The sequence below is a fragment of the Pseudomonas fluorescens genome (assembly GCF_002022275.1).
Lineage (GTDB): Bacteria > Pseudomonadota > Gammaproteobacteria > Pseudomonadales > Pseudomonadaceae > Aquipseudomonas > Aquipseudomonas fluorescens_AJ.
This window is the reverse complement of the sequence record NZ_MSDF01000051.1, coordinates 106788-118855: the sequence shown is the minus strand read 5'-3', so window position 1 is coordinate 118855 and position 12068 is coordinate 106788. Positions and strand designations below refer to the sequence as shown.

Genomic DNA, 12068 nt, shown 5'->3' with positions numbered 1-12068 from the left:
CAGCCCCCCAACCCCGCGACTGACACCCCACCCTCACAAACAACCCCACCCCCACCGCTCAACCCCAACTACATCCTCAAACAGACTTCGAGTAACGCCGAATCCGAATATCCGCCTGCTCCTTGTGCCCCGCAAACCCCTCCATGCCACACAACCGCGAGCAGTACTCACCCACCAGCACCGAAGCCTCATCCGTCAGCACACGCTGATAAGTGCAGGTCTTGATGAACTTGCCCACCCACAACCCGCCGGTGTAACGCGCCGTGCCCGTGGTCGGCAACGTATGGTTGGTGCCGATGACCTTGTCGCCATACGAAACGTTGGTGCGTTCACCGAGGAACAGCGCGCCGTAGTTGGTCATGTGTTCGAGAAAGTACAGCGGATCACGGGTCATCACCTGCACATGCTCGGAGGCAATGCGATCCGCTTCCTGCACCAACTCATCCACGGTGTCGCACAGGATAATTTCCCCGTAATCACGCCAGGCCACCGAGGCGACCGGCGCGGTGGACAGAATCGCCAGTTGACGCTCGATTTCCGCCGGCAGGTTCTCCGCCAGCGCCGCGCTGTTGGTCAGGAACACCGCCGGCGAGTTCACGCCGTGTTCGGCCTGGCCGAGCAAGTCGGCGGCAATGATTTCGACGTCGCTGCTGTCATCGGCGATGACCAGGGTTTCAGTCGGCCCGGCAATCAGGTCGATGCCGATCTTGCCGAACAGTTGGCGTTTGGCTTCCGCCACGTAGGCATTGCCGGGGCCGACGATCATGTCCACCGGCTTGAACGTGTCGGTGCCCAAGGCAAACGCGGCGATCGCCTGCACGCCACCCAGGCAATAGATCTCATCGGCACCGGCCAGGTACATGGCCGTCACGATCGCAGGATGCGGTTTGCCATCGAACGGCGGCGCAGCGGCCACCACGCGTTTTACCCCCGCCACCTTGGCGGTCAGCACGCTCATGTGCGCCGACGCCAGCAGCGGGTACTTGCCGCCCGGGATGTAGCACGCCACAGAGTTCACTGGAATATTGCGATGGCCAAGGATCACCCCCGGCAAGGTTTCCACCTCCACATCATGCATCGACGCCTTCTGCACCTCGGCAAACCGGCGCACCTGAGCCTGGGCGAACTTGATATCGCCCAATTCCTGCTCGGACAGGCTGGCCACACACGCAGCAATTTGCGCGTCCGTCAGCCGAAAAGACTCCGGCGACCAGTGATCAAACCGGCTTGAGTACTCACGCACCGCGGCATCACCGTTGCGCGCGACGTTGGCAATGATCTGCTCAACCGTCTCGCGGACTTGGGCAGCGATCTCGGCCTGGGCGTCGACCGGCTTACTTGTTTTCAGATAACGAATCATCAATGAGCTCCAGGTGGTTCCAGAGGGCACGCGACATGCCCCCAGCATTCACCACCATCTTTTCCTACCGCCCTGCCCCGGACAATTTCGCAGCCGCCCGATAGGTGACGCACCCTGACGCAGCGCAGACGCACCGCTGAAGCACTCGTGTCAGCACCAAACGTTATTCGTATAACCGACTGATATAACCCTCAAAAATCGCCTAAGAAACGCGCCAGCAGGCATTGACTTGATTCGGCGGAGTGTTAGCTTAAAAAGACGGTTATACGTATAACCTAATAATCACACCCAACGTAAAGAGGTGAACAACCGTGAGTCGAGTCTTGTATCTGTTCGGTGGCTGGCCCGGCCATTACCCCTATGAAATCGCAGCGTGGGCGCGCACGGTTTTCCAGGAACTGGCGTTCGACGTCGAGGAGTCCACCGACATCTTCACGCTGGACAGGGACTTGACCGGCTATGACCTGATCGTGATCGGCTGGAACAACGCCGTCACCACCGAAACCCTCACCGCCTCCCAGGAAAACCGCCTGCTCGAAGCGGTCGAAAGCGGCACCGGCCTGGTCGGTTGGCATGGCGCGGGCGCTGCGTTCCGCGCCAGCCTCAAGTACCACTGGGTGCTGGGCGGCTCGTTTCTGGAGCACCCGATGGGCGAAGGGTTTCCCCACCCTTATCAGGTCAACTTCATCGACCGTGAGCATGAGGTCACCCAGGGCGTCGAGGATTTCGAGGTGCGTTCCGAGCAGTACTACATGCAGGTCGACCCGAACATCCACGTGCTGGCGGAAACCACTTTTGACGGCAACCCCTTCCCCTGGCTCAACGGCCATCGCAGCCCGGTGGCCTGGGTGCGCAATTGGGGCGAAGGCCGCGTGTTCTATCACTCGATCGGGCATGACACCAGCAACCTGGCCGACCCGAATATCCGGCGCCTGACCAAGCAAGGCCTGAACTGGGCCACGCGCGGGCGTGCAACCGCTTCTGTTTCTTCAACCCAAGGAGTCCTGTCATGACCAAATTGACCGGCAGCCAGATCGTGGCGCAAACCCTGAAAAATTACGGTGTGGAATACGTCGCCGGCATCCCCGGCCACGGTATCTGGACACTCACCGATGCCTTCCTTGAGGAAGACTCGAAGCTCAAGTTCATTCAGGTATTCCATGAACAAAGCGCGGTGCACCTTGCCGACGGCTACTACCGGGTCAGCGGCAAGCCGATGGCGGCGGTCACGTCCATCGGCGCTGGCGCGGCCAACACCGTGATCGGCATGGCCACGGCGTTCACCGACTCCACCAGCCTGATGCTGATCACCGGCGGGCCGCCCACCCACATGCGTGGCCACGGCTTGCTGCAAGAGCTTGAGCGCTACACCGATAACGACTTCCCGAAAATCGCCGAAGCCGTGACCAAGCGCCACTGGGTCGCAACCCGTGTGGAAGAGCTGCCATTCATGATGCACCGCGCCTGGAGCGCCATGGTCACCGGTCGCCCGGGCCCTGTGCACCTGGAAATTCCCATGGATGTGCAGGCCGAAGCGGCTGAAGTTACGCTGCACGCCCTGGAAGAACGCACGCCGATCGGCAAAAGTTTCCCGGACCCGGCCGCCACGGCGCGCGCGGTGGAAGAACTCAAAGCCAGCCAGCGCCCAGTATTGGTGATTGGCGGCGGCGTGATCACCGGTGAAGCCAGTGCCGAGATTTTTGCCTTGGCCGAAGCCTGGAAAATTCCGGTGGTGACCACCTGGAACGGCAAAAGCGGCTTCCCGGAAGATCACCCGTTGTTCGCCGGCAGCGTTGGCCAGACGGGCACCCTGTGCGGCAATAAAGTCGCGTCCACCGCCGACGTGATCATCGCCGTGGGTTGCCGTTTTACCGACTGGTCCTCGTCCAGCTACGCCAAGGGCGTGACGTTTGCGATCCCGCCGTCGAAGCTGATCCACATCGACATCGACCCCCACGAGATCGGCAAGAACTACCCGGTAACCGTGGGCATCTGCGCCGACGCCAAGCACGCCCTGGCCGCCATCGTCGAAGGCCTGAAAGGCCACAGCGTCGACCGCGAAGCCTACTTGAGCGACCTGCGCGGTTATCAGGACGAATGGGAAAGCAAACTGGCGGGCCGCCGCGACTCCGACCGTTTCCCGTTCACCTCGCAACGCCCATTGGGTGCACTGCGCAAGGTCTTCCCGCGCGACACGATCGTGGTGGTCGGCTCGGGCAATACCCAGGGTGCGGTCAAGCAGACCTTCCCGGTCTACACCCCACGCACGCACCTGACCTCCGGCGGGTTCTCGTCGATGGGCTGGGCGGTACCGGCAGCCATCGGCGCCAAGCTCGCCGCGCCGAACCAACCGGTGGTGTGCATCCTGGGTGACGGTGACTTCCTGATGACCTCCCAGGAAATCGCGATCTGTGTGACCAACAATATTCCGGTGGTATTCCTGATCCAGAACAACGCAGGCTACATGTCGATTCGCGGTGGCCAGCGCAAGCAGACCAGCCGCCATATCGGCACCGAGTTCAACCACCCGGACGGCACGCCGTACAGCCCGGACTTCAAAGCAGTGGGCGAGGCCTTCGGCTTGAAATCCTACCGTGTCGAGCGCCCGGAAGACCTCGAACCCATCCTGCAGGAAGCCCTGGACCTGAACGTGCCGGTGCTGATCGAAGTGCCGACCGACCGCGACGCGGCAGGCCCGTGGGTGCCGGGCTGGTGGGACTTCCCGATCCCGGAATACATCACTGACGAACGCCAGGATGAATACTGGCAAATCCGCAACTCCGAACAACACCTGTAAGCGCTGGAGCAGCTCAACATGAGTGATGCATTGATTTCGCATCATGCAGAGCTGACACCACACCCGAGGGCGCCCCGCGCCCTCGACGTGGTGACACCTGATGCAGATGGCACTATCCATTGTGACGTGGTGATTATCGGCTCGGGCATGGGCGGCTCAACGTTCGCCCACGCCCTGCGCGACAGCGGGCTGGATATCGTCATCGTTGAACGCGGCGACTTCCTGCCGCGAGAAATCCAGAACTGGAGCGCCGAAGCCGTCTTTGGCCGAGGCCGTTACCGCAACGCCGAAGCCTGGCTGGACCACAATAACCAGGCATTTTCTCCCGGCGTGTTCTATTACGTCGGCGGCAATACCAAATTCTATGGCGCCATGCTGCCGCGGTTTCGCGAGGCGGACTTTGGCGAAATCAGGCATGCCGAGGGCGTTTCCCCGGCATGGCCGATCAGCTATGCCGAATTCGAGCCCTGGTATGCCGAGGCCGAGAAACTCTACCGGGTGCATGGCGAAGCCGGCGTGGACCCCAGCGAACCCTGGCGCTCCGGCCCCTACCCGCAACCGGCGCTGGCCCATGACCCGGCGCTGGCCCCGCTGGCCCAGAGCATGCGACTCGCAGGGCTTACACCGTTCGTGATGCCGGCTGCGGTGGACTATGGCGACGGCGGTGAGTGCGTGCTGTGTTCAACCTGCGATGGCTACCCCTGCCTGGTCGACGCCAAGGCCGACGCCGAAGTCTCGGCGCTGCGACCTGCCCTGCTCGGCAATGTCCGCCTGCTCACGCGAACCACTGTGCAGCGCTTGGTTAGCGATGGCCGCACGGTCACCGAGGCCCACGGCCAACTGGACGGGCGCGACATCACCCTGCGTGCCAAACGCTTCGTGCTCGCATGCGGCGCGGTGAACAGTGCCGCGCTGTTGTTCAAGTCCTCCAGCCCTGAGCACCCGGACGGTTTGGGCAACAGCTCAGGCCAATTGGGGCGCAATTACATGGTGCACAACAGCACCTTCATGCTGGCCGTGGACCCTCGGCGCAAGAACACCGTGACCTTCCAGAAAACCCTGGCCATCAATGATTGGTACGGCAGTGGTCCACACAACGCGTTTCCCTTGGGAAATGTGCAGATGCTCGGCAAAATCCGCGAGCCGATGATCAGTGCCATGCGCCCCTGGCTGCCCAGGTTTGCTTCACGCTACATCACCGACCACAGCGTCGACCTGTACCTGACTTCCGAGGACTTGCCGGTGGTGGACAACCGCGTCACCTATGACAAGGCACGCGGGGCGATCAAGGTGCAGTGGACGCCCAACAACCTCAAGGCCCATGAGGGCCTGGTCAGCAAAACCAGTGAAGTGCTGCGCAAGGCCGGCTACCCGCTGATCCTGAAAGCGCGCATGGGCATCGCCACCAACTCGCACCAATGCGGCACCGCTGTGATGGGCAGCGACCCGGCCAGCAGCGTGCTGGACCTTAACTGCAAGCTGCATGACCTGGACAATGTGTGGGTGGTGGACAGCTCGTTCTTTCCTTCCTCGGCGGCGGTCAACCCGGCGCTGACCATTGCCGCCAATGCCTTGCGCGTGGCGGCACACTTCAAACGCGAGCCAGTCAGTTAAGAAGCAGCAAGAGCGAAAAGTAACCTGTGGCGAGGGAGCTTGCTCCCGCTGGACTGCGTAGCAGTCCCAGGCTTTTTAAACAAAGAGCCGGGGCAAGCTCCCTCGCCACAGGAAAGGCCGAGTCAAGCCTCTGTGGGGGCCAGGGCTTGAGTCGAGGTGCGCACCACCAGCTTGGTCGCGAAGATTTTCTGCTCGGGCGCCAGCGGTGCGTCCGCCGGCGCATTGAGCTGGTCGGTCAGTAGCCGCGCGGCATACACGCCCTTCTCGACCATCGGCTGAGCGATGGTGGTCAGGCCCAGTTGTACGGCCTCGGGAATGTCGTCAAAACCAATCACCGAAAGGGTCTGCGGCACGTTGCGATTCAGCGCATGGGCGGTTTTCATGCAGGCAATCGCCATCACGTCCGAGCACGCCACCACCGCGGTGACCTCGTTGGAGGTCAGCAAGGTGAAGGCCGCCGTTTGCCCGGAGGTGGAGTCCAGCCCGCCCGCCTCAATCACACTCAAATCCTCGAAAGCCAGGCCTGCGGCATTCGCCGCTTCCACGTAGCCGGTCAGGCGCTCGCGCACGATGCGTTCGCTGGCGTTCTTGAAACGCTGCTTGTCGATAGGGCCGCGATACCCGTCGGGGTTGAGACGGTCGATAATCACGCCGATCTTGCGGTGGCCCAGGTCGAGCAGGTGCTGCACCTGTGCACGGGCAGCGGCGCGGTCGTCGATCCCGACAAAAAACGAATTTTCCACCAGTGGAGAATCGATCACCACAAACGGCAGGTTCTGCTTGACCACTGCCAGCACGGCCGGATGGTCATCGGGCAAGGTCGAGATGATCAAGCCGTCCACCAGGCCACGCAGGGCCAGGCTGCTGTGGCTGGCGGCCTGGGCGCGGCCGACCAGGCGGTTGTTGTTGAGCGGAAACAGGGTCAGCGCGACGTTCTCCAGCTCACCCACCTCGCTGATGCCGCGCAACAGCGCGATGGTGCAAGGGTCAGCGAAGGCCAGGGACAGCTTGTCCATCATCATCAGCCCGATCGCGCCGATCTTGCCCGAGCGCAGGCTGCGCCCCAGCACATTGGGGCCTGGGTAGCCCAGTGACGCGGCTACCTCAAGGATATGCTCACGCTGGGCCGGGGACAGTTTGGAGGGGCGGTTATAGGCATAAGACACTGCAGGCTGTGACACCCCTGCCGCCAGTGCAACGTCTTTCATTGATACGGCTGCCATCGCGTGTTTCCCGATCTTTTTGAACACCTCAGACGAGGTCCGTGAAAAAACAATGCGCTCAGTGTACCTGTTGCGGGGAAACCTTCGGAACCAGCCGTGTGGCACTGAACATGACCGCAATCATCAACGAGGCCACCGCCAGCAGCGCCCAGGATAAATTCGTTGCATGGGCGAACAGCCCGATCACCGCCGGGCCCATCAAAATGCCGAGGTAACCCAGGCTGGTCGCGGCGGCAATCGCCAGTTCTCCCGGCATCGTGCGTTGCGCGCCGGCCAGCGACAGGTACACCGGGGCGATGTTGGCCAAACCGATGCCGATGACTGCAAACCCCACGAGGTTGATCAGCCAGTTGGGCGCGAGCACCACCACCAGAAAGCCGAACACCACAATCAGCCCGCCGCCGATCAGTACGGTTCGTGCACCGAGCTTTTGCAGGATGCGGTCGCCACTCAGGCGTCCCAGCGCCATCATGACGGCAAATGCGGCATAACCGAGGCCAGCAATCGAATGTTCGACGCCGCGCACTTCGGTCAGGAACACCGCGCTCCAGTCCAGAATCGCGCCTTCCGCCAGAAAGGCAAACAGACACAGCACGCCCAGCACCAGGACTTTGCCGGTGGGTCGCACAAAAATCGGGCTGCCTTCTTCGCCGCTGCGGCCGAGCATCTGCCGACCGTAAGTGAGCACAAACGCCGCCAGCGCGGCCATCACCGCGCTGGCCGCCAGCAAGGGCGTGGCGCCAGACCAGAGCAAGGCAGTGATCCCGCCCGCACTGACAATCGTGCCCAGGCTGAACAGGCCATGAAAGCCCGACATCAACGAACGCCGCGTGGCGCGCTCGACCATCACGCCCTGAACATTCATGGTCACGTCCACCGCACCGCACCCGGCGCCGAACACCGTCAACGCCAGCATCAAGCCGACGAACGAATGGGTGGTACACAGCACCGGCAAGCTCAGCAGCACCAGCGCAATCCCCACGTGCATGGTAAAGCGGCAACCCTTGCGGGCATTCAAGATGCCCGCCAGCGGCATCATCACCAAGGAGCCCAGCCCCAGACACAGCAGCAACAGGCCCAATGCACCGTCATCAACCCCCGCGCGGCTGCGCGCATAGGGCACGAGCGGCGCCCAGGCGCCCATGCACAGGCCGGACATCAGGAAGGTCAGTCGATAGGCAACCATATCCGGGGTAGAACGGGGCAACAGCAATGCTTGAGACGACACGGCAATCCTCGGTGCTTGTACAATTCAGGTTATACGTATAACTCAAAATAATTACCGAATCCATACCGTGCGTTTTAGCGGATTGACAGCTCATCGGATGAGAGTGTTATTTTGGAAGAGTTATACGTATAACTCATCATCAAGCATCACCCCCCAACAACAATAAAAGGGACCCAGCAGCGTGATAAACAACGTCCGGAAAACACCGATTCCCCCGCGTATTCGCAAAGCACGTATCGCGACCTTTCTTGGTTTCATGATGATCGGCGCGATGATGTACATCTGGTCCACTGGCGTCAGTGTGTTCAGAAGCCAACTGGGGCTGGGAGGCGAATTGGGGGATGCCGAGTTCGGCCTGATCGCCCTCGGCGTTGGCGTCGGTTCCGCCGCAGGTGCCTTGCTGGTCGGCCGCCTGCTTGACACCTTTGGCGCCAGGCCGGTGATTACGGTGGGCGCCCTCGCCTATCCGCTGTCGATTATCCCGCTGGGTTTCGCCGAGGGTTTCTGGTTTGCCTTGTGTTTCGGCGTCGCCCTCGGCCTGTTGCGCGGGGCGCTGGACACGGCGCTGAACGCCCACGGCGTGCAAGTCGAGCGGTTTTACCGGCGCTCGATCATGTCCAGCTTCCACGCGTTCTATTCCCTGGGCGGTTTTTTGCTGGGGATGGTCTGCAGCTGGCTGACGGGGCATTACACCGACAGCGTTTTGGTGCCTTACAGCGTGCTCGGCCTGGCGATGTTTGTGCTGGGCTGCGTGTTCAGCCGCTGGTTGCTTGGCAAGCACGATGTGCCCGACGCCGGGCTCGAAGACTGGCAGGCCCACGCGCCAGCAACGAATGAAACCGCCAAAGCCTCTGCCACCAAGACCCTGCTGGTGATGATCGCCTTCGGCACCCTGTTGCTCGGCAGCATGATGGGCGAAAACGCGATTGCCGACTGGGGCCAGGAATACATTCGCCGCGAGTTCGCCACCGGCACGTCCACCGCAGGCATGGCGGTGTCCCTCTTTGTGGGCGCCGCCTTTATCGGACGTTTGTTTGGCGATCGCCTCGCGGCCGCGTTCGGTAATGCTCAGGTGGTGTTCGGCTGCGGCGTGGTGTGCGTGCTGGGCATGATCATCACCCTGGCCGGTCACTCGGCAGTCACCGGTATTTTTGGCTTTGCGCTGTTCGGCCTCGGCTTGTCCTGCATCGCCCCGCTGATGATTTCAGCCGCCGGGCGCCGCGACCCCGCCCAAGCGGGGCGCAATATCGGCATCGTCAACGGCATCGGCTTTTCCGGCATGCTGGTGGGGCCGGCGCTGATCACCCTCATTGTCAGCAACTTCGGCCTGGGCAAACTGATGTTTTTCCCGTTGATCATGCTGGGGTTGCTGGCTACGTTCGGTCCGTTTTTGATGCGTGCGCCGAAGGCCGCTGCGTCCGATGTGCAGCCTGTGGTCCACGGTTCCACACCGTGAGCCGCAGGCCGGTGTTGAGTACATTCAAGGCCACTGAACATGCTCCAGACGAGATGGCTACAGCATCCTTGAGTCATGGGGGATATTCGTTCAGATGCCCTGGCCGCCGGACACTTCAATACGTTGCGCGTTGACCCAGCGGTTGTCTTCGGACAGCAAGTTGGCGATCATCGGGCCGATATCGTCTGGCACACCGGCGCGTCCCAGGGCAGTCATGTCGGCAAAGATCTTGTTCACTTCGGGGTTGTCGCGTACCGCGCCGCCGCCAAAATCCGTCTCGATCGCGCCGGGCGCCACGGTGTTGACGGCAATCGCGCGGCTGCCGAATTCCTTGGCCATGTAGATCGACAACACTTCAACCGCCGCCTTCACCGCGGCATAAGCAGCGTAGCCCGGGAAGGACACGCGGGTGAGCCCGCTCGACAGGTTGACGATACGCCCACCGTCGGCAATCAGCGGCAGCAGGGCCTGAGTCAGGAAATACACACCCTTGAAGTGTACGTTCACCAGCCCGTCGAACTGCGCTTCGGTCGTCTGGTCGATCAGCGCGTGGTCGCCATGGCCAGCGTTGTTCACCAGGTGGTCAAAGCTGTCACGCTGCCAGGTATCGCGCAGCACCGAGCGCAAGGCGGTGGCGAACGCCTCGAAGCCTGTCACATCGCCGGTATCGAGTTGCAAGGCCACCGCTTTGCGGCCCAGGGCCTGGATGTCGGCGACCACGGCCAGTGCGTCTTCGGCACGGCGCTGGTAGGTAATGATCACATCCCCGCCATGGCGGGCAATGCTCAAGGCGGTGTTGCGGCCGAGGCCACGGCTGGCGCCGGTGACGATAGCGATCTGGGTCATGGCAAAACTCCTCAGTGGGTGTGAGGCCATGATAGGAAGCCGCCCGCCAAAGAGCGTTGCCGGAAACTGGAGGTTGTTTGCCCAATCCGCCCAACTGTGTAAGCGGGCGCTTGCGACGGCCCCCTTTGGCAAGCGGGCTTGTTGTGGCAAGCGGGCTCCTGTGGCGAGCCGGTTCACCATAGAAGCCCGCTCGCCACAAAAGTTGATGAGTCAGGCGGACGCTTTGGCCCAGCCCTTGACGGCTTCGACGTCCTTGATCGGTGGCAAACCAAACATGCGTGCGTATTCACGGTTGAATTGCGAGACGCTTTCATACCCGACATTGAACGCCGCGCTGCTCGCCGAAGCGCCTTCGGCCAGCATCATTCGTCGGGCCTCAATCAAGCGCAGGTTTTTCTGGAATTGCAGGGGCGACAAAGAAGTGACCGCGCGAAAATGCCGGTGGAACGATGACGGGCTCATGCCGGCGGTAGCCGCCAGTTGCTCAACCGGCAATGGCCGCTTGTACTCGGCCCGCAGCACGGCCACTGCCTGGGCCACTCGCTGGGCCTGACCTTCAACACAGCCAAGCTGACGAATCGCCGCGCCATGGCGCCCGGCCAACAACCAGTAATGCAACTCACGCACCAGCTGTGCGTGCAGAACCGGCCCGGACGCCGGGAAATCCAGGATGCGCATCAACCGCAGCGCCGCATCCGCCACCTCAGCGTCGGTGCGCTCAGCCGCTTTCACCGGCATTGCGGCCGACGTGGTTTGCAGTTTCATCTGCAATGACAGTTCGGCAATCACCTCCGGGGCCAGGTCCAGCACGATCGACAGGTATGGCGCCTCAGGGCTGGCCTGGGTGATCTGGCTCACCGTCGGCACATCGGCAGTGATCAGCAATGAGTCCCCGGCCTGAAAGGTGAAAGTCTCAGTGCCCAGGGTCACTTGTTTGGTGCCTTGCAGTACCAGGCAGATCAACGGGTTGGGCATCGAATGGATCAAGCCGCTGGGCGCTGTCGAACGAATCGTGGTCAAACCCGGAACGGGCGTTTGGGCCACACCGGTTGCATCGGCATTGGCCTCGACGTATCGGCTAACCGCGTCAAGCAGTGTGGAGTTCATGGAGGCTTCTTCCGTTTCGGTCAGGGTAGCGCCGTGTGGGTTTCACCCTACTGTACCAAGCATTCGGGAATAAAAGCGCGGCCCGTACGTCGTACCCGGTAATGATTATACAGCGAGCTTTAATTCAACTTTTGTTAAAAAGTGAACACTCTTTCAAGTTAGCTACCCACCCGGTTGTATAGACGTATTACATCACTGGAACGTTATATATCTGAACGTTAACTGAATAGCCTCGGTATCGAAAAAGATGTGCTTGACGACACTTAAAGCGACACCCTATTGTTTGTAAAAGCATTACATTATTTCACTTGCTTTCAGGAAAAACGGGCGTTTCAGCCCGACCATCAAGGACTTCGACTAAATATTCAGCCATACGAAGGCGTGCATATTTATTCGCATCGATACGTCTTAAAAGTTCCCACTCATTTCTACGCAAG

General features: G+C 61.3%; 9 protein-coding genes. 4 read left to right on the top strand and 5 right to left on the bottom strand.

Annotated features, from left to right (window positions below; all coding sequences use genetic code 11):
• Positions 1–76: 76 nt before the first annotated feature.
• Positions 77–1360: a histidinol dehydrogenase gene (gene hisD, locus BFW87_RS25130; protein WP_078742407.1), complete on the bottom strand. Its 1284-nt coding sequence runs from the start codon at positions 1358–1360 to the stop codon at positions 77–79.
• A gap of 311 nt (positions 1361–1671) precedes the next feature.
• Here hisD and BFW87_RS25125 point away from each other — a divergent pair, with 311 nt between their 5' ends.
• Genes BFW87_RS25125 through BFW87_RS25115 form a run of 3 tightly spaced genes read left to right on the top strand, consistent with a single transcriptional unit; the run spans position 1672 to position 5771 of the window.
• Positions 1672–2373, top strand: a complete 702-nt coding sequence (locus BFW87_RS25125; RefSeq protein WP_078742406.1) for a ThuA domain-containing protein — start codon at positions 1672–1674, stop codon at positions 2371–2373.
• Positions 2370–4157 (top strand): thiamine pyrophosphate-binding protein, encoded by a 1788-nt coding sequence (locus BFW87_RS25120; protein WP_078742405.1) that lies wholly within the window; start codon positions 2370–2372, stop codon positions 4155–4157. The genes BFW87_RS25125 and BFW87_RS25120 overlap by 4 nt, the downstream gene beginning before the upstream one ends.
• An 18-nt stretch (positions 4158–4175) precedes the next feature.
• Positions 4176–5771, top strand: a complete 1596-nt coding sequence (locus BFW87_RS25115; RefSeq protein WP_078742404.1) for a GMC oxidoreductase — start codon at positions 4176–4178, stop codon at positions 5769–5771.
• A gap of 122 nt (positions 5772–5893) precedes the next feature.
• Here the strand turns inward: BFW87_RS25115 and BFW87_RS25110 are convergent, their stop codons facing one another.
• Together BFW87_RS25110 and BFW87_RS25105 are read right to left on the bottom strand one after the other, a co-directional pair.
• On the bottom strand, positions 5894–6994 hold the full coding sequence (locus BFW87_RS25110; protein WP_078742403.1) for a LacI family DNA-binding transcriptional regulator: 1101 nt from the start codon (positions 6992–6994) through the stop codon (positions 5894–5896).
• Between the two features lie 58 nt (positions 6995–7052).
• Positions 7053–8180 (bottom strand): MFS transporter, encoded by a 1128-nt coding sequence (locus BFW87_RS25105; RefSeq protein ID WP_078742402.1) that lies wholly within the window; start codon positions 8178–8180, stop codon positions 7053–7055.
• 226 nt (positions 8181–8406) lie between these two features.
• Between BFW87_RS25105 and BFW87_RS25100 the strand changes: the two genes are divergently transcribed.
• Positions 8407–9678, top strand: coding sequence for an MFS transporter (locus tag BFW87_RS25100; protein ID WP_078742411.1), 1272 nt, complete (start codon positions 8407–8409; stop codon positions 9676–9678).
• Positions 9679–9768: 90 nt separating this feature from the next.
• On the opposite strand, the gene BFW87_RS25095 is transcribed toward BFW87_RS25100, so the two are convergent.
• Positions 9769–10524 carry an SDR family NAD(P)-dependent oxidoreductase gene (locus BFW87_RS25095; RefSeq protein WP_078742401.1) on the bottom strand — a complete coding sequence of 252 codons (756 nt, stop codon included), beginning with the start codon at positions 10522–10524 and terminating at the stop codon, positions 9769–9771.
• Between the two features lie 210 nt (positions 10525–10734).
• Complete coding sequence (locus tag BFW87_RS25090; RefSeq protein WP_078742400.1) at positions 10735–11631, bottom strand: AraC family transcriptional regulator; 897 nt, start codon at positions 11629–11631, stop codon at positions 10735–10737.
• Positions 11632–12068 lie beyond the last annotated feature (437 nt).

Excerpts from the sequence above, each read along its gene's own strand:
- hisD (WP_078742407.1), bottom strand. The coding sequence starts at position 1,360 with ATGATTCGTTATCTGAAAACAAGTAAGCCGGTCGACGCCCAGGCCGAG.
- BFW87_RS25120 (WP_078742405.1), top strand. The coding sequence starts at position 2,370 with ATGACCAAATTGACCGGCAGCCAGATCGTGGCGCAAACCCTGAAAAAT.
- BFW87_RS25115 (WP_078742404.1), top strand. The coding sequence starts at position 4,176 with ATGAGTGATGCATTGATTTCGCATCATGCAGAGCTGACACCACACCCG.
- BFW87_RS25110 (WP_078742403.1), bottom strand. The coding sequence starts at position 6,994 with ATGGCAGCCGTATCAATGAAAGACGTTGCACTGGCGGCAGGGGTGTCA.
- BFW87_RS25105 (WP_078742402.1), bottom strand. The coding sequence starts at position 8,180 with ATGGTTGCCTATCGACTGACCTTCCTGATGTCCGGCCTGTGCATGGGC.
- BFW87_RS25095 (WP_078742401.1), bottom strand. The coding sequence starts at position 10,524 with ATGACCCAGATCGCTATCGTCACCGGCGCCAGCCGTGGCCTCGGCCGC.
- BFW87_RS25090 (WP_078742400.1), bottom strand. The coding sequence starts at position 11,631 with ATGAACTCCACACTGCTTGACGCGGTTAGCCGATACGTCGAGGCCAAT.